This window comes from Ruegeria sp. AH7 (genome assembly GCF_056541325.1).
In genome coordinates this window covers 187,009-203,160 of the sequence record NZ_JBQFYF010000003.1, presented here as the reverse complement: position 1 = coordinate 203,160, position 16,152 = coordinate 187,009, and the positions used below count along the sequence as shown (strand labels likewise).

Here is a 16,152-nt window from a genome sequence, read left to right as displayed (position 1 = left end):
CATGTTCGGGCTACTCATGACGTATACGACCTTTCCAAGCACCGCTCGGGCACACCGTAGTGCAGACATGGCCGTTCATGCGGTCGGGTTGCTGCTGATCCTGTCAGCGGGCAGCGTTCTTGTGATCAATGCCTATGCCCGACTTGAGACGGCTTTGTTTCTTGCGGTTGTGGTCTATGTTCTGTGCGCGTTGGTCTCGAACCTGGCGTCCTGGGCCTATCACTTCGCCCCCTGGCATGATCGTCGCCCGGTGTTGCGCCGGATCGATCATGCAGCAATCTACCCCAGTATCTGCGGAACGTTTACGCCCTTCTTCGTTCAGGCGGGTACGACGTGGACCATGACCTTGCTTTGGCTGTGCTGGGGTCTGACCATTGTGGCGGTCTGGAACAAGATCGCAAATGAAACCATCAAATCCAAATGGTCGACCGCCTCCTATCTTGGGCTTGGGGCCATTGGATTAAGCGCGATGCCCGATATGACGACTGTTCCGGTGGCGACCCTGTGGTGCATCGTGGCCGGGGCTGCCAGCTATGTAATCGGAACGGTTTTCTATGCGCGAAAAACCATGCCGTTTCGTTATGCGATTTGGCATACCTGTGTGAATATCGGCGGGATCTTCATGTTCGCGGGTATTTGGCTCGCGCTGTTTTCGGACATATGAAAAGGCCGGAGCGTGCGCTCCGGCCTTATTAAGGTCGCTAAGCAGAACCGCTTAAAGCAATCCCTCGCTTTTAAGCAGCTCAACCATATTCGCTTCAGGGCGCGGACCGATATGGCTGATCACTTCGCGGGCACAGACATTGCCGATCTTGGCGCAGGTCTCAAAATCCCGACCTGTGGCCATGCCAAACAGGAAACCGGCCGCGAACTGATCGCCTGCGCCGGTTGCATCCACCGGAACCACCTTTTCGACCGCCACATCCACGCGCTGACCCTCGTGCAGCACGGTCACGCCGTCGCCCGACCGGGTGCACACGACCAGCGGGCAAATCTCGGCCGTTTTGGTCAGCGCTTCTTCCAGATCGTCGGTTTCAAACAGAGATTTGATCTCTGCCTCGTTGCCGATCACGAAGTCCAGCTCATTCTCGATCAGCAGCAGGAAATCGACCCGGTGACGCTCGACGCAGAAAGGATCGGAAATGGCGATACCGGCCTTGCCTCCGCCCTTGTGGCAGGCGCGCGCGGCCTCAAGAAACGCAGCTTTGCCCTTTTCCTTGTCGAACAGATACCCCTCAAGGAACATGATCTGGCTGTGTCCGGCAACCTGATCCGAGACGTCCTGAGACGACAGTTCCGAGGAAATACCCAAATAGGTGTTCATCGACCGCTCACCATCGGGTGAGACAAATATCATCGAGCGTGAGGTCGGCAACTCGCCACCCGGCACAGGCGGGTTCACGAAATCCACGCCGTCTTCGTTCATCGCATCGGCATAGAAGCGACCTAGCGCGTCATCATGCACACGGCCAATGAAGGCTGCATCCAGACCCAGCGCACCCGCGCCCGCAATGGTGTTCGCGACCGAGCCGCCCGGCGTTTGCACCCGCCCCTCCATCGAGGCATAGAGCACTTCGCCGCGCTCCTGCTCGATCAGTTGCATGATGCCTTTTTCAATGCCCATCAGTTCCAGGAAACTGTCATCGGCCTGGGAAATGACATCCACAACGGCATTTCCGATGCCGGTCAGTTGGTAGGTTTTCATAGGGTCTTGTCCTCGAATTGACAGAGATCACGGATGATGCAGGTCGGGCATTGCGGCTTGCGCGCTTTGCAGTGATAGCGCCCGTGCAGGATCAGCCAGTGATGTGCATGGAGTTGAAAGTCGGCCGGAATATTGTCCTCGATGGCGCGTTCGACAGCGTCTACGTCTTTGCCGGGGCAAATACCAGTACGGTTGCCAACACGAAAGATATGCGTGTCCACCGCTTGCGCCGGTTGCCGCCACCACATGTTCAGAACCACATTGGCCGTCTTGCGCCCGACACCGGGCAGCGATTGCAGCGCGGCGCGGGAGTTGGGGACCTCGCCATCATAGTCCTCAACCAGTATGCGGCTGAGCTTGATGACGTTCTTCGCCTTCTGGCGGAACAGGCCGATGGTTTTGATATGCTCGATCAGGCCCTCTTCGCCCAGATCCAACATCTTTTGCGGAGTATCTGCGATCTTGAACAGCTCACGCGTGGCTTTGTTGACGCCCGCATCAGTCGCCTGCGCCGACAGCGCCACTGCGACGACCAGAGTATAGACGTTCACATGTTCCAGCTCGCCCTTGGGCTCGGGGTCGGCCTCTTGAAAGCGCGTAAAGATCTCGCGGATCGTGTGGTAATCGAGTTGCTTTGCCATCCGAGCCTTAATGCCGCCCAAGGGCCAATGACACAAGCCCAAAGCCAATGCGCAAGTTCCGGGTCGCAGGGGACCGACCTGCGCGTTATTGTTCAGCTCAACAGATGAGGTGAAAGCCATGAACGTCCAGACCCCCGAAAGTGGATACCACTACAACGTCATGCGCCGCGCGATCGAGGTGATTGATCAGGGCGGCGAAACCCTCAGCCTCGACGAACTGGCGCGCCAGATGGATATGAGCCCGGCGCATTTCCAGCGCTTGTTTTCGCGCTGGACCGGGGTGTCACCGAAACGCTACCAGCAATATCTGACGCTGGGCCACGCCAAGGCATTGCTGCGCGAGCAGTTCACGACGCTGGAAACCGCCCATAACGTGGGTCTGTCCGGCAGCGGTCGCCTGCACGACCTGTTCCTGAAATGGGAATCCATGAGCCCCGGCGAATACGCCCGCAAAGGCGCGGATCTGACGATCTATTGGGGCTGGTTCGAAAGTCCCTTTGGCCCTGCGCTGGTCATGGGCACCGACAAGGGTATCTGCGGCATGGCCTTCGGGGCCGAGACTGGCGAGGAAGAGGCGATGGAGGATATGCTGTCGCGCTGGCCTTTGGCCGAGTTTGTCGAAGACCCGATGCACCTGCGGCCTTGGGTTCTGAGTGCCTTTGGGTCGGTCAGTGACCGTTTGCAGCCAACGCCTTTGTACCTGATCGGCTCTCCCTTGCAGATCAAGGTTTGGGAGGCGCTGATGCACATCCCTTCGGGGCGGGTCACCACCTATTCTGAAATTGCGCAGCGGGTTGGCTCGCCACAGGCCGTTCGTGCAGTCGGAACGGCGGTCGGGCGCAACCCGGTAAGTTGGCTGATCCCCTGCCACCGGGCGCTACGCAAATCAGGCGGCCTTGGTGGGTATCACTGGGGCTTGCCCGTCAAGCGGGCGATGCTGGCCTATGAAGCCGCGCAAGCTGACGCCTGATTGACAAGTGATCCAAACATCGCCAAAAGGCGCGGCAGGTTCGGGTCTCCTGCCGTTCGCGGCCCTTGGCTTTGGTGAAACCCGTTTGAATGAACATCTGTTGCCCTTTTCTGGCGCGTGGATGGAAATGCGAACCCCGTTCTGACTTCGCGCCCGTTACAGAAAACGAGGCACATGATGACACGATCTGACTCAATCGCTCCGGTGGCGGAGCTGAAATCGCAAGCGAAACGCCTGCGGGAGGCTTTGAAAACCACCGGGGTTATCGTCTCGCACAGCGCGGCGCTGGAGCTTCTGGCCCGGCAGCACGGCGTGCGGGATTGGAACACGCTGACGGCAATCGCCGGAAGCCGAATGCATCTGAGCGTGGGTGACCGGGTAAAGGGCCGATATCTGGGTCAGCCCTTCACTGCGGAGATACGCGGATTGACCGTTCTGGGTGATGGTGCGCAACGTAGGTTGACCCTGCAATTCGACGCGCCGGTGGATGTGGTCCGGTTCGACAGTTTCTCGGCGATCCGGCAGCGCGTTACAGGTGTGATCGGTTGGGATGGCCGATCCACCCGGTGCACCTCGGACGGCGAGCCTCAGCTTGTTGTTCAACCGGCATAAAAAGGGGCGAGGCACTGGATGCGCCTCGCCCTTTCATGACTAATTACGCGTTGAGTTACTCAGCAACCCAGCCGCCGACGGCTTTGACTTCCAGGAAGTCTTCCAACCCCCAGACGCCGCCCTCGCGCCCGTTTCCGGATTGCTTCATGCCGCCGAACGGCGACCCAGCGCTGCGCGATTTACCGTTCATCTCAACCATGCCTGACCGCAATACCCTTGCCATGCGGTTGGCGCGCCCGCCGTCTTGTGTCTGGACATAGTTGGTCAGACCATAGGGTGTGTCATTTGCTATCTCGACTGCTTCTTCTTCGGTGTCGAAGGGGATCATGGTCAGAACCGGGCCAAAGATTTCCTCGCGCGCGATGGTCATCTGGTTGTTGGCGTCGGCAAAGACCGTGGGGCGGACATAGTAGCCCTTGTTCAGCCCGTCGGGCCGCCCGGTGCCACCGGCGACAAGGCGCGCGCCTTCGTCGATACCTTTCTGGATCAGATCTTGAATCTTGGTCCACTGAAGTTCGTTCACCACAGGCCCGATATGACGGCCTTCCTCCGCCGCGCTAGCGACAGATACGGAATTGGCCACCTCAGCAGCAGTTTCAACGGCTTGATCGTAGATCGGGCGCTGCACCAGCATTCGGCTGGGGGCGTTGCAGCTTTGGCCCGTGTTGTTCATCATATGCAGCACGCCGCGCTTTATAGCTTTCTCATCCGCATCGGCAAAAACCAGGTTCGCGCCTTTGCCGCCCAATTCCAGATGGACCTTCTTCAGGGTATCTGCCGCATTTTTGGAGATGGCCGTCCCGGCACGGGTCGAGCCGGTGAAGCTGACCATATCCACATCGGGGTGTGCTGAAAGTTGCGAGCCAACCCCGACCCCGTCACCGTTCACAAGGTTGAATACGCCGGGCGGGAAACCTGCCTCATCCATCATTTCGGCAAAGATCATCGCGTTCAGCGGGCTTTGTTCTGAGGGTTTCAGCACCATGGTGCATCCCGCAATTGCAGCTGCCCCCACCTTGAGCGTGATCTGGTTCATCGGCCAGTTCCAGGGGGTGATCAGGGCCGCGACGCCTACTGCTTCGTAAATGATGCGGTCATTTGGCGCGTGATCACCCAGGGGCCGTTCAAACGAAAAGGCTTTGGCGGCTTTGATGAAGTTTTGCAGATGCCATGTTCCGGCACCGGCCTGCTGTGTGCGGGCCATATCGATGGGCGCGCCCATCTCAAGCGACATGGCTTGAGCCAGATCTTCGCTGCGCGTCTGGTAAATCTCGATCAGTTTCTCGACGAGCGCGATCCGCTGTTCGACTGGAGTGGCCATCCAGCCGGGCAGCGCGGATTTGGCTGCTGCCACGGCGGCGTTTGTATCCGCCTCGGACCCCAGTGAAATCACTGCACAGGGATCTTCGGTCGATGGGTTGATCACCTCAAAATCATGGGCTTGGGACTGGGCAACCCATTCACCGTTGATATAGAAATTACGCTTTTCGATCATGGCGAATCCTCCGGGATCGTGATGTCCTAAACTGGGGTTGCGCACACACTGTCACCGACCCCGGCGCGCGACAAGAGGAGAATTTGATCAAATTTCTTGCGGGTGCTTACTCAGAAAAAAGCAAAGCTGGATTTGCGGAAGGTTTAACTCTGGCGCAAAGTGGTTAGGTTCACAGCATTCGACTCGGTCAGTAACCAAAGAAGGAGATGCCCCCATGGGTTTGCGCATCAACGACACGGTCCCGAATTTTACCGCAGAAACAGATCAGGGCACCATTCAGTTTCACGATTGGATTGGTGACAGCTGGGCGATCCTGTTTTCGCACCCAAAGGACTTTACCCCGGTTTGCACGACCGAGTTCTCGGCCGTGGCTCAGCTGAACGATGAATGGGCTGCACGCAATACCAAGGTGATTGGTGTCTCGGTCGATGGGGTTGAGGATCACAAGAAGTGGAAAAAGGACATCGAGGAATACGGCAAGGCCAATCCCGGCTTTCCGATTATTGCCGACGATGGTCTGGCTGTTTCCAAAGCCTTTGACATGCTGCCTGCCGAAGCCTACCTGCCCGATGGCCGCACGCCGGCCGACAGTGCCACGGTACGGTCTGTCTTTATCATCGGGCCCGACAAGCAGCTAAAACTGTCAATGACCTATCCGATGACCGTGGGTCGGAACTTTGCCGAGATCCTGCGGGCGCTGGATGGGTTGCAGATGTCGGCCAAAGGTGTGGCGACACCTGCCAACTGGATCCCGGGCGAGGATGTGATTATCCCGCCGAGCGTTTCAAACGAAGATGCCAAGGCGAAATTTGGTGAGTTTGAAACGATCTTTCCCTATCTGCGTAAGACCAAGGCCCCGTCGTAAGGCGGGACCGGGTCAGGGGGGCTGTCTGCCCCCCGTCGCGCCTAGTGGCGCGACTCCCCCCGAGGATATTTGTGGCCAGATGAAGCAAGTGGCTTCGGGCCCTCAGGGGTGCACGCAGCCGCAGAACTTTAGCGGATCAGAAACTGTAGCGCAGCCCGAAGTTCACACTGAACGTATCCAGATCATCTTCGACCGTGCCAGTCAGCGCGCCGTTGGGGGCCAAGCGGGCCGACGACACATCGAAAGCGCGTGAATAACGGGCATCAACCGTGAAGGCGGTGGACGCGTTGATTTCATAGGCCACACCCGCGATCAATTGAGCAGCGAAGTTGGTATCGCTGTCATCAAGAGCGACGCCCGGGCCGTAAGCAAAGTCGATGTCAGAATAGGTAGCGCCCAGACCAAAGCCAGCAAACGGGGTAACCTTACCGGACTGTTTGAAATCAAACAGAACATTGGCAAACAAAGAGGTTTGCGCGATATCGCCCGAAACATTGCCTTCTGGCGCTGGCCCATTGCCCGAGAAGTTCACGCCATCGACATCATTGTCGCGATAGGACAGTTCCAGCTCCAGGCGAGTGCCGATCCGGTCATTTGACCATTGCGGAATTTCTTTACCGATCGCGATACCGATACCATATCCCGCATCGAAATCGGTATCGACAGATTGTGTTGCGCCTCCGATCGTGCCGGAGAAGTCGCTGTCCTGAAGCTGACTATAGCCCAGAAACCCCTGTATATATGCACCATCAGTCAGGCTTTGAGCTGAGGCATGCGTTGCGGCAAGGGCCAGGGTTGCCGATGCCAGAATACCGCGAATGACCATGATCGTTGTCCTTTGTTCCGATTGATTTCTCGCAGCAATATGAGCGGGCAAGATCAGAAGAAAAGGCAGCGGGCCTTCACGTTGGATCACTCTAAATTGGAAGCTGGTGAGGGAATAAATTCCTGTTTCAAGTTGTTCCTGCATCCCTCGATTGGAGGTGTGTCGATTCCGCGGTGCAGGGCAATTGGTGTCGTATGCGTTACGCCGCTTTCTCTTGGGCGTGGTGCTGCATCTCTAACTGTGGCGCGGTGAGAACGGATTGCAGCGCTCGCGCCTCGTAGTTTTTCAGCACAGGTAGCACTGTTGAACCGTAGCCTACTGCCCCTTTCGAAAGATCCGGAAACAGTTCGAACAATTCTCGGCGGGTTGCAGGAGCCATTGCATTGACGGTTGTATCGCCGGGAAAAAAGGATTCAGACCACAGTCCTTCTACATTCACCAGCTCATGCCGGTCGAACAGGATGTGGATGTATTCAACACCGTTCTCGGGTGTTTCCTGCGTTATAGTGTTCTGATTGATCAGCGCTTTGGCTGTGGCCAGCATGAGCGGTTCGCAATGTGTTAGCTCCATGACGGGGGACGTGACGGCGATCCGGTGTTGTGGAGAGACCAGCAAATCGCGGCGCGGGCAACCGTGGCCAAAACTGTTTGCCCTGATCCGAACCGGGCATAAATGGGGGTTGGCCTGCAAATCGAGGCGGCTTAGGCGACGTCGGCCGATCCAGCGGATGGTGCTGGTTTGACCTTGGGCAACACAAGCCGGATCGCCGGGTTGCAACGTCTCGACCTTGCGGAGGCCATACGGTGTCAGGATCAGAGACCCCGATGTGAAACACACGAAGGAGGGCAGGGATTGATACGCCGCCGACTGAGCGGTTCCAGCAAAGACCGTATCCGAGATTGTGTCACCCAGCGCAGCCTGCCCCGAGGTGACGATGATGTATCGCGGGTTGCTGAACTGGATCAGGGTAAAGCGCACCGGCGCCCCATTAACTGTGCCCGTATAGCTTTCGAACGTGCTGAAGTTCTGGGACGAGCCCGAAAACCCGGGCAGGGATGTCAAATCAATCTGTGCGCTGTCTGGGTCAGGGTCTTGGAGGAAGGCATCATTGTCGATGATCTCAACCGAATACGCCTGCGTGATGTCGACGCTACGATTGCTGAACGGGTCCGCACTGATTTCGAATACGGTAACTGAGGCCACGATCGAAAGGCATCCCTGGAAACGACAAAACAAACCTTAAGGTTGAGCAAATACACGCGATAAGAGTTAACAATTGATTTACCAATCCGCGGTGCGGTTGTTTCGTAGGTGGGACTGTGAGGGGAATCCGCATCGTCCAGTGTTGCGTTCGACGCAGAGCGGGACAAAGCGAGCTTTCGCTGCATTTGCTCCAATGTCCGGTTTGGTTTCATCGGCCAGGCTGGGATCGCAAATCCTGCAGAAAGTTTGACGCAGTATCCATGCCAGTTTTGATGGTGGAAATGTCGGATGCCGAAAACGCTTTTGCCATCTGTCCGACCACCTTTGTTTGCACTGCTAGCGCCTCCTGCGCGAGACCCTGGCCCTTCGGGGTCAACGATAAACACCACGCGCGTTGGTCTTTTGGAGAAGGGTTCCGCGCGATAAGATCATCGCGCTCAAACCTCGAAATCAACATGCTAATTCCGCTTTTGGCGGAATAGCACCTTTGCGATAGCTGTCTTTGTGTCATCCCGTCAAACCGCAAAAGGTTCATAAGAACTTCATGCTCCAGCAGTGACAGACCCAGCGGAGAGAGGTGGTGCAACAACGTGGCGCTGCATTCATTGTAGGCCCGTACCACCGACAGCCATGCCTCCGTCGCATCTTCCAGTGTGGGCGTGTTGTTCGTTGTTTTGGTGGTGCGGTCGATCATGACACCCTTCTAACCTCATTCTTGTAAAGTTCAAAGTTGATCTATAATGTTCAAGATTGAACCAATTGGGGTGTCGCTATGAATTTGTATCTTAGGCTTTTCTGGACACTATTGCGGGCGTGGTGGCTGCCCAAACTCACCATCACGGAGCCGTTCGAACGCACCTTTCGCGTCCTTCCAAACGACATCGACATCAACTTGCACATGAACAATGGTCGTTATCTGACAGTTGCTGACCTGATGATCGTTGAATATTTCGCACGCACAGGATTCTTGAGGACCCTGCTGAAGAACAAATGGAAACCAGTGTTGGGCGGCTCGATCATCACATATCGGCGGCAACTCAAACTCGGACAGCAATACAAAGTAAGCTACCGCTGGACCGGCAGTGACACTCATTGGAACTACCTGTCCTTTCAATTTACATCGCTGGACGGACGGTTATGCGCTAGTGGCTACTGTAAAGGTGCGGCGGTCTCTCGCGATGGGCTTGTGAATAACGCAGATGCGTTCCAAGCGCTTGGCATCCCGATCCCTGATCATCCCTTGCCTGGCGCGGTTTTGCACTGGAAGGAAAGTGAGGTGAAGCTGCTCGCCTGTACTTCGGGTGACCAGACCTAGCGGTCATTGGTGCGCACCGCAGCATCCAGTACTTTGGGCTCGAAGCCGAAATCGGGAATGAACTGAGCACTTGTAGGGAAGAGCGCTACCACAAGCGACCATACAAAAAGACCCCGGTCGAAACCGGGGCCTTTGATGATCAAAAGAAGGGCAGTTTACTGTGCGTCTTCTTTCTTCTCTTTCTTCTCGGGCACGACTTCTTCGCCGGTTTCCTGATCGACCACTTTCATCGACAAGCGGACCTTGCCGCGATCGTCAAAGCCCAGCAGCTTGACCTTTACTTCCTGGCCTTCCTTCAGAACATCCGACGGATGGTTCAGGCGGCGGTTTTCGATCTGGGACACGTGGACCAGACCGTCGCGTTTGCCAAAGAAGTTCACGAAGGCACCGAAGTCGACGATCTTGACCACTTTTCCGGTGTAAACCTGACCTTCTTCCGGCTCGGCGACGATCGAGTGGATCATCTCATAGGCCTTTTTGATCGATTCCCCGTCTGGCGAGGCGATCTTGATGACGCCGTCGTCGTTGATGTCGACCTTGGCGCCCGACACTTCGACGATTTCACGGATGACCTTACCGCCCGAGCCGATCACTTCACGGATCTTGTCGGTCGGGATGTTCATGGTCTCGATGCGCGGCGCGTGGACCGAGAATTCGTTGGTCTCGGACAGGGCTTTGCCCATCTCACCCAGGATGTGCATCCGGCCGTCCTTGGCTTGCGCCAGGGCTTTCTCCATGATCTCGGGCGTGATGCCTGCAACCTTGATGTCCATCTGCAGCGATGTGATGCCGTTTTCGGTACCAGCCACCTTGAAGTCCATGTCGCCCAAATGGTCTTCGTCACCCAGAATGTCCGACAGGATGGCGTATTCGCCGTCATCTTCCAGGATCAGGCCCATGGCCACACCGGCAACCGGGGCTTTTAGCGGAACGCCCGCATCCATCATCGACAGCGAACCGCCGCAGACCGACGCCATCGAGCTGGAGCCGTTGGATTCGGTGATCTCCGACACGATACGGATGGTGTAAGGGAAGTCGGTCGCCGCAGGCAGCACCGCCTGCAGGGCGCGCCATGCCAGCTTGCCGTGGCCGATCTCACGACGGCCCGGGCCACCCACGCGGCCAACTTCACCAACCGAATAGGGTGGGAAGTTGTAGTGCAGCAGGAAGTTCGATTTGAAATTACCATGCAGCGCGTCGATGAACTGCTCATCGTCGCCAGTGCCCAGCGTAGTCACGGCCAGCGCCTGAGTTTCACCACGGGTGAACAGGGCGGAACCGTGTGTACGCGGCAGCATCGAGGTTTCTGCAACGATCGAACGGATATCGGTGGTCGACCGACCGTCGATCCGCTTGCCACCCTTGACGACGTCGCCGCGCAGGATGCCGGCTTCCAGCTTTTTCATCGCGGAACCGAGGTTGCCGTCTTCCAGCTGTTCCTCGGTCAGCGCTTCCTTGATCGCTTCACGGGCAGCGGCAACAGCGGCGGTGCGCTCTTGCTTGTCGGTGATCGCGAAGGCTGCGCGCATCTGCTCTTCACCGGCAGCTTTGACGGCGGCGTACAGATCAGAATAGTCGGGTGCTTCGAACTCGAACGGCTCTTTTGCAGCGTCTTCGGCGAGGCTGATGATCAGATCGATCACCGGCTGAATCTGCTCATGCGCAAAGTTTACCGCGCCCAGCATTTCCGCTTCGGACAGCTCGTACGCTTCCGATTCCACCATCATCACTGCGTCTTTGGTACCGGCAACAACCAGATCCAGACGCTGTTCAGGGTTCAGGCGCAGGTCCTGCATGTCGTCGACGGTCGGGTTCAGGACGTATTCACCGTCCTCGAAACCAACACGTGCACCGGCGATCGGGCCGCGGAACGGCGCGCCGGAAATGGTCAGGGCAGCAGACGCCGCGATCATCGCGACGATGTCGGGATCGTTGACCAGATCGTGGCTCAGCACTGTGCACATGACCAGAACTTCATTTTTGAAGCCATCAACGAACAGCGGGCGGATCGGACGGTCGATCAGACGCGCGGTCAGTGTCTCTTTCTCGGTCGGGCGCGCCTCACGCTTGAAGAAGCCACCCGGAACCTTACCGGCGGCATAGTATTTTTCCTGATAGTGGACGGTCAGCGGGAAAAAGTCCTGACCGGGTTTTTGCGCCCGTGCAAAGGTCACGTTTGCCATGACGCTGGTTTCGCCCAGCGTGGCAATCACGCTGCCGTCGGCCTGACGGGCAACCTTGCCGGTTTCCAGTGTCAGCGTTTCCTCGCCCCACTGCATTGATTTCTTCGTTACATCAAACATATGCGTATCCTAGAACGGAGCACTCCCGCCCCTGCGGGTCTCCGGTTTGCATGGCGGCCCCATTGCCGCCGACCCCACTTTATCTTCCATTCGAGTGCCGGGGTCAGGGCACAACGTCTCAGATAGCGCGCGCATACAGGAGATTGGGGCCGAAGGGAAGCGAAACCGAACAAAGCAGCGGCGGGTCGCCATCCTGCATCTATAGGCCCACCCAAATGAACGCCATGGCAAACGGCGTAGGATTGCATACATGGTCATGCATATCTGATAACTGAGGGTGCGATGACCTTTTGCCGGCTGTTTCTTACCGTCATCATATTGGCCCTTTCAGGCGTTCCATCACTGGCAGCGCCCGTCCAACCTATTGAGTGGTCCGCCTTGCCTGACCCCGCAGCGCAGGTCTTCGAAGATCCGTTTCGTGATCTGAATGATGAGCAGGCCGATGACATCAGGTTTGCGCTGCGGTTGCGTGCACGCTTGCAACAGGATGTCGGTAGCGCGGAAGAACGACAGCAATGGCAAGAGATGTTGATCGAAACCGAAGCCGCCCTGGTCGCTGATCAAATCGATATCGACTGGCTCATGTCTCAGCGCGAGGCGGTGATCCAGCGGCGTGAGACTGCCAATACCACAGGCAATCCTGTGATCGACGATCAGATCGTTTCGATCGCGGGCTACGTGATCCCCGTAGCGCCTGATGAACAGGGTCGCGCGGTTGCCTATCTGGTGCCTCAGCCCGGTATGTGCAGCCATCTGCCGCCGCCGCCGCCCAATCAGATGATCCGCCTTCTGCTTTCAGATCACTGGGCCCCGGCCGGCTACTATGAGTATGTGCGTCTAACGGGTCGTTTGGCGATAGCACCAACCGAATACGAGATATTTGTCATCGATGGGCAGGTTCCGATGCTCGCAACCTTCCGCATGGAGGTTCAGGAGGCCGAGATTCTGAACGGCGGGGAGGGTCAATTCAATGAATTTCTAACGTTGCATGATCGGTTACGTGCAGCATTGGGGCGCAAGTCCAGCGGTACTGTTGATGCACCGTAACCCGATACCACAGGGCAAAAGATACATTCGAAAAGCAGAATAGTTTTGTGTAAATTTAGTGACAGTGTAGGCTTGGCCTACAAGACCTATGGTCGTGAGGACGGTAACGCGCCAAGGTAACACAAGAACAGATGCCGCCTCCGACCGAAGACCTTGGCGTTTGCACCTAGCAAACTGAGGGAAAGTCGAATGGCTCAAACCAAGAAAATGCTGGATCCGGATCCACGGATCTATGATTTTGAGACCGAATACGAGCTGGGGCAGGACAATGTCCGCCCCTTCGGTCTGGACATCCACAATCCTGTCTTTTTGATCTCAAGTATCCTGATCTTTGCGTTCGTTCTGATCGCTTTGGCCAATCAGGAATCCGCTGCTACGTTTTTTGGCTGGCTGCGTCCCTGGTTGACCAGTACGTTTGACTGGTTTCTGGTGCTTTCAGTCGATGCAATCACCCTGTTCTGTCTTGTTCTGATCGTCCTGCCGGTCGGCAAGGTTCGGATCGGGGGCAAGGATGCCAAACCTGACTATTCCTATGCCGGATGGATTGCGATGATGTTCGCCGCCGGTATTGGCATCGGTCTGTTGTTCTTTGGCGTGATGGAACCGGTCTATTACAACTTTGCCGAAGGCGGAAACGCTGTGCCATTGGGTATCGACATCGCGGTTCCGGGCAATGAATACGCCGGTATTGTGGGCACGATCCACCATTGGGGCCTGGAAGGTTGGGCGGTTTACGCAGCCGTTGGTCTGAGCCTTGCGATCTTTGCCTATAATCTGGACCTGCCGCTGACCCTGCGGTCGGCTTTCTACCCGATCCTAGGCGAGCGCGTTTGGGGCTGGTGGGGCCACCTTATCGACACGCTGGCGGTATTTGCCACATTGTTCGGTCTGACAACCTCGCTGGGTCTGGGCGCGCAACAGGTTGCTGCTGGTCTGAACGAGGTGTTTGGTATCGAACCCAGCCCGACCGTGACGGTTCTGTTGATCATCGGGATCACGCTGATCGCCTTGGGGTCGGTTCTGATGGGCATGGATGCAGGTGTCAAACGGCTGAGCGAGATCAATATGATCATGGCCGTTGGCTTGTTCATCTTTGTGATCGTCGTGACCGGCGTCGGCACCGCCATCGCCCGGTACTTCAACGTCATGGTGGATTACGTGACGCATTTACCCGCGTTGTCAAACCCCTTCGGGCGCGAGGACACGAGTTACTTCCATGGTTGGACAACCTTCTACTGGGCCTGGTGGATCGCGTGGTCACCCTTTGTGGGCATGTTCATCGCCCGCATCTCGAAGGGCCGCACGGTGCGTGAGTTTATCCTGTGCGCGCTACTGGCTCCGACAGCGGTCTGCGCGCTGTGGATGTCGACTTTTGGCGGCGCCGCCATCGACATGTTGAACGCGGGTGGAGCCGAAGGAGTGCGTGCCACAGTGATCGACAGCTATGCGCCCGAAGGTGCCCTGTTCGGCTTCCTGAAAGAGCTGCCGCTTTACGGGATCGTCGCGCCCATCGCGTTGGTCCTGATCGTGGTGTTCTTTGTCACCTCGTCGGATTCGGGCTCGCTTGTGATCGACACGATCACCGCAGGCGGCAAGATGGACGCGCCGGTGATCCAGCGGGTCTTCTGGTGCACGCTCGAAGGTCTGGTCGCCATCGCGCTGTTGCTGGGTGGCGGACTGTCCGCCCTGCAGGGTGCTGCGGTGTCTACGGGCATACCGTTTACACTGGTGGTTCTGATCATGTGCTATTGCCTGTGGCTGGCACTGAAATCAGAAAAGGCGAAGATGTAAAACACCTTAAGCCATGAGAAAATGAAACGCCCGCCTATTTGGCGGGCGTTTTTTATGTGTGAGGTTAACCACAGAGAAAATCCAAAACCCGTCTATTCTACCCGCGTTGTTGTTTCATAGTTTAGCAAAGGTTTTCTCATGCAGCTTCATTCCGCCTCAGGCATTTCATTCAATCCCGATGTGTTCGATGAATCATTTGTCGATATGCTCGACAATCTTCCCGAAGATGCGGTCGAGGATATTGATATAGACGAAACTCCTGAAATGCCGCTGATGACCGCCGCGCCAACCGCCGAGCCAAGTGACGCGGATATTGCCGCGATCATGGAAAGCGCGTGGCATGAGCTTTATAACTCTGACGAGGGGGCCGATATCCGGTCGCTTCCCGAAGAACAGCAGGCACAGATTAAGGCGCGTTTCCTGTCGCCGGACCCGATCTCCGAAGCTGATGCCGCAACTGTCCCGATCGATGATGCGCCTTTCTCGATTGAAGAAACAGCGGACAGCCTAATCCTGATGCAAGGCAATACGCCACTGCTGGGCGCGCCTCTTGGGTCCAGCAAAAGCCAGAAGAAAAAGGCTGCATTGAATACATTTATCGGCGCGGCAGCAAAGGCCTTTGCCGATATCATCACCATGGCGATGGCCGCCTTGGGGGTCTATCAAGCGCTAGGCAGCAAAACCGTGACAAAGGCAGGTGCCGGTATCGCTGTCAAATGTAGCAAACCGATTGCCCGCCATGCAGGTGCCATCGCAAAGGCTGGCAAAGCAGGCAGTGATGTCGCCAAGATGAAGACCATGCTGGGCGTGGCCAAAGCATCGGTCGGCTTCACCAAGCTGGCAGGTATCGTTCTGACCGATATGAGCGGTCTGGAAAAGGCGGCCGCGATTGCCACCTGTGTGGGCGGCATGACACTGGCTTTGGCTTCGGCCAGCGGATCGTTCTGGCTGTCGATGGTCGCGATGGTGGCTGCGGTGGCGATGTTCGTAATCGACACCGCGCTGGCGGTTGATACCTACAAAAAGTGGCAGGCGATCTAAGCCGGAAACCAAGAACGCCCGCCAAAGTGGCGGGCGTTTGAATTCTGCAAGCGGTGAGATCCAACCTTAGCGGCGGATGCCCAGCTTTTTGATCAGGTCCTGATAACGTGCTTCTTCTTTGCCCTTCAGGTAGTCCAGCAGCTTACGGCGCTGGGCAACCATTTTCAGCAGACCACGACGACCGTGGTTGTCTTTCTTGTGGGTCTTGAAGTGCTCGGTCAGGGTGTTGATGCGCGAGGTCAGGATGGCAACCTGGACTTCTGGCGAACCGGTGTCGCCATCCTTGGTTGCGAATTCTTTCATGACGCGTGTTTTTTCAGCGGCAGTGATCGACATC

Annotated in this window: 16 protein-coding genes; 8 read left to right on the top strand and 8 right to left on the bottom strand. The window is 56.9% G+C overall.

Annotation, left to right across the window (positions count from 1 at the left end):
- Positions 1–16 precede the first annotated feature (16 nt).
- Positions 17–664, top strand: a complete 648-nt coding sequence (gene trhA / locus ACR0JX_RS09225; RefSeq protein ID WP_480543750.1) for a PAQR family membrane homeostasis protein TrhA — start codon at positions 17–19, stop codon at positions 662–664.
- A gap of 51 nt (positions 665–715) precedes the next feature.
- Here the strand turns inward: trhA and ACR0JX_RS09220 are convergent, their stop codons facing one another.
- On the bottom strand, positions 716–1,705 hold the full coding sequence (locus ACR0JX_RS09220; RefSeq protein WP_480543360.1) for an adenosine kinase: 990 nt from the start codon (positions 1,703–1,705) through the stop codon (positions 716–718).
- Complete coding sequence (gene nth, locus ACR0JX_RS09215) at positions 1,702–2,346, bottom strand: endonuclease III (protein WP_353008773.1); 645 nt, start codon at positions 2,344–2,346, stop codon at positions 1,702–1,704. The genes ACR0JX_RS09220 and nth overlap by 4 nt, the downstream gene beginning before the upstream one ends.
- A gap of 118 nt (positions 2,347–2,464) precedes the next feature.
- On the opposite strand from nth, the gene ACR0JX_RS09210 reads away from it, so the two are divergent.
- Together ACR0JX_RS09210 and ACR0JX_RS09205 are read left to right on the top strand one after the other, a co-directional pair.
- On the top strand, positions 2,465–3,316 hold the full coding sequence (locus ACR0JX_RS09210) for a methylated-DNA--[protein]-cysteine S-methyltransferase (protein ID WP_480543358.1): 852 nt from the start codon (positions 2,465–2,467) through the stop codon (positions 3,314–3,316).
- A 177-nt stretch (positions 3,317–3,493) separates the two neighbouring features.
- The gene (locus tag ACR0JX_RS09205; protein ID WP_480543356.1) at positions 3,494–3,928 is read left to right on the top strand and encodes a glyoxalase superfamily protein; all 435 of its coding nucleotides are present in this window, start codon (positions 3,494–3,496) and stop codon (positions 3,926–3,928) included.
- Between the two features lie 55 nt (positions 3,929–3,983).
- Here the strand turns inward: ACR0JX_RS09205 and ACR0JX_RS09200 are convergent, their stop codons facing one another.
- The gene (locus tag ACR0JX_RS09200; protein ID WP_480543354.1) at positions 3,984–5,423 is read right to left on the bottom strand and encodes an aldehyde dehydrogenase family protein; all 1,440 of its coding nucleotides are present in this window, start codon (positions 5,421–5,423) and stop codon (positions 3,984–3,986) included.
- 214 nt (positions 5,424–5,637) lie between these two features.
- Here ACR0JX_RS09200 and ACR0JX_RS09195 point away from each other — a divergent pair, with 214 nt between their 5' ends.
- The gene (locus ACR0JX_RS09195; protein WP_170533776.1) at positions 5,638–6,288 is read left to right on the top strand and encodes a peroxiredoxin; all 651 of its coding nucleotides are present in this window, start codon (positions 5,638–5,640) and stop codon (positions 6,286–6,288) included.
- Between the two features lie 136 nt (positions 6,289–6,424).
- Here the strand turns inward: ACR0JX_RS09195 and ACR0JX_RS09190 are convergent, their stop codons facing one another.
- The 3 genes from ACR0JX_RS09190 to ACR0JX_RS09180 form a co-directional block, all read right to left on the bottom strand.
- Positions 6,425–7,114, bottom strand: a complete 690-nt coding sequence (locus ACR0JX_RS09190) for an outer membrane protein (protein ID WP_480543351.1) — start codon at positions 7,112–7,114, stop codon at positions 6,425–6,427.
- A 199-nt stretch (positions 7,115–7,313) separates the two neighbouring features.
- Positions 7,314–8,318 carry a Hint domain-containing protein gene (locus tag ACR0JX_RS09185; RefSeq protein ID WP_480543349.1) on the bottom strand — a complete coding sequence of 335 codons (1,005 nt, stop codon included), beginning with the start codon at positions 8,316–8,318 and terminating at the stop codon, positions 7,314–7,316.
- Positions 8,319–8,526: 208 nt separating this feature from the next.
- Complete coding sequence (locus ACR0JX_RS09180; protein ID WP_480543347.1) at positions 8,527–9,012, bottom strand: MarR family winged helix-turn-helix transcriptional regulator; 486 nt, start codon at positions 9,010–9,012, stop codon at positions 8,527–8,529.
- Positions 9,013–9,090: 78 nt separating this feature from the next.
- On the opposite strand from ACR0JX_RS09180, the gene ACR0JX_RS09175 reads away from it, so the two are divergent.
- Entirely contained in the window at positions 9,091–9,633 is a 543-nt protein-coding gene (locus tag ACR0JX_RS09175) for a thioesterase family protein (protein ID WP_480543345.1), read from the top strand.
- 155 nt (positions 9,634–9,788) lie between these two features.
- On the opposite strand, the gene pnp is transcribed toward ACR0JX_RS09175, so the two are convergent.
- Positions 9,789–11,936 carry a polyribonucleotide nucleotidyltransferase gene (gene pnp / locus ACR0JX_RS09170; protein ID WP_480543343.1) on the bottom strand — a complete coding sequence of 716 codons (2,148 nt, stop codon included), beginning with the start codon at positions 11,934–11,936 and terminating at the stop codon, positions 9,789–9,791.
- Positions 11,937–12,218: 282 nt separating this feature from the next.
- Here pnp and ACR0JX_RS09165 point away from each other — a divergent pair, with 282 nt between their 5' ends.
- From ACR0JX_RS09165 to ACR0JX_RS09155, 3 genes are all read left to right on the top strand, one after another.
- Complete coding sequence (locus ACR0JX_RS09165; RefSeq protein ID WP_480543341.1) at positions 12,219–12,983, top strand: DUF3299 domain-containing protein; 765 nt, start codon at positions 12,219–12,221, stop codon at positions 12,981–12,983.
- Between the two features lie 189 nt (positions 12,984–13,172).
- Positions 13,173–14,774 carry a BCCT family transporter gene (locus ACR0JX_RS09160; protein WP_480543339.1) on the top strand — a complete coding sequence of 534 codons (1,602 nt, stop codon included), beginning with the start codon at positions 13,173–13,175 and terminating at the stop codon, positions 14,772–14,774.
- Positions 14,775–14,912: 138 nt separating this feature from the next.
- Positions 14,913–15,815, top strand: a complete 903-nt coding sequence (locus tag ACR0JX_RS09155) for a hypothetical protein (RefSeq protein ID WP_480543337.1) — start codon at positions 14,913–14,915, stop codon at positions 15,813–15,815.
- A gap of 66 nt (positions 15,816–15,881) precedes the next feature.
- On the opposite strand, the gene rpsO is transcribed toward ACR0JX_RS09155, so the two are convergent.
- Positions 15,882–16,151: a 30S ribosomal protein S15 gene (rpsO, locus tag ACR0JX_RS09150; RefSeq protein WP_170428415.1), complete on the bottom strand. Its 270-nt coding sequence runs from the start codon at positions 16,149–16,151 to the stop codon at positions 15,882–15,884.
- Position 16,152: the final 1 nt, after the last annotated feature.

What these genes read in the sequence shown, in the direction of transcription:
- trhA (WP_480543750.1), top strand. Translation starts at nt 17, where the DNA reads ATGACGTATACGACCTTTCCAAGCACCGCTCGGGCACACCGTAGTGCA.
- ACR0JX_RS09205 (WP_480543356.1), top strand. Translation starts at nt 3,494, where the DNA reads ATGACACGATCTGACTCAATCGCTCCGGTGGCGGAGCTGAAATCGCAA.
- ACR0JX_RS09175 (WP_480543345.1), top strand. Translation starts at nt 9,091, where the DNA reads ATGAATTTGTATCTTAGGCTTTTCTGGACACTATTGCGGGCGTGGTGG.
- ACR0JX_RS09160 (WP_480543339.1), top strand. Translation starts at nt 13,173, where the DNA reads ATGGCTCAAACCAAGAAAATGCTGGATCCGGATCCACGGATCTATGAT.
- ACR0JX_RS09165 (WP_480543341.1), top strand. Translation starts at nt 12,219, where the DNA reads ATGACCTTTTGCCGGCTGTTTCTTACCGTCATCATATTGGCCCTTTCA.
- ACR0JX_RS09190 (WP_480543351.1), bottom strand. Translation starts at nt 7,114, where the DNA reads ATGGTCATTCGCGGTATTCTGGCATCGGCAACCCTGGCCCTTGCCGCA.
- rpsO (WP_170428415.1), bottom strand. Translation starts at nt 16,151, where the DNA reads ATGTCGATCACTGCCGCTGAAAAAACACGCGTCATGAAAGAATTCGCA.
- nth (WP_353008773.1), bottom strand. Translation starts at nt 2,346, where the DNA reads ATGGCAAAGCAACTCGATTACCACACGATCCGCGAGATCTTTACGCGC.
- ACR0JX_RS09220 (WP_480543360.1), bottom strand. Translation starts at nt 1,705, where the DNA reads ATGAAAACCTACCAACTGACCGGCATCGGAAATGCCGTTGTGGATGTC.
- ACR0JX_RS09180 (WP_480543347.1), bottom strand. Translation starts at nt 9,012, where the DNA reads ATGATCGACCGCACCACCAAAACAACGAACAACACGCCCACACTGGAA.
- ACR0JX_RS09155 (WP_480543337.1), top strand. Translation starts at nt 14,913, where the DNA reads ATGCAGCTTCATTCCGCCTCAGGCATTTCATTCAATCCCGATGTGTTC.
- pnp (WP_480543343.1), bottom strand. Translation starts at nt 11,936, where the DNA reads ATGTTTGATGTAACGAAGAAATCAATGCAGTGGGGCGAGGAAACGCTG.
- ACR0JX_RS09210 (WP_480543358.1), top strand. Translation starts at nt 2,465, where the DNA reads ATGAACGTCCAGACCCCCGAAAGTGGATACCACTACAACGTCATGCGC.
- ACR0JX_RS09195 (WP_170533776.1), top strand. Translation starts at nt 5,638, where the DNA reads ATGGGTTTGCGCATCAACGACACGGTCCCGAATTTTACCGCAGAAACA.
- ACR0JX_RS09200 (WP_480543354.1), bottom strand. Translation starts at nt 5,423, where the DNA reads ATGATCGAAAAGCGTAATTTCTATATCAACGGTGAATGGGTTGCCCAG.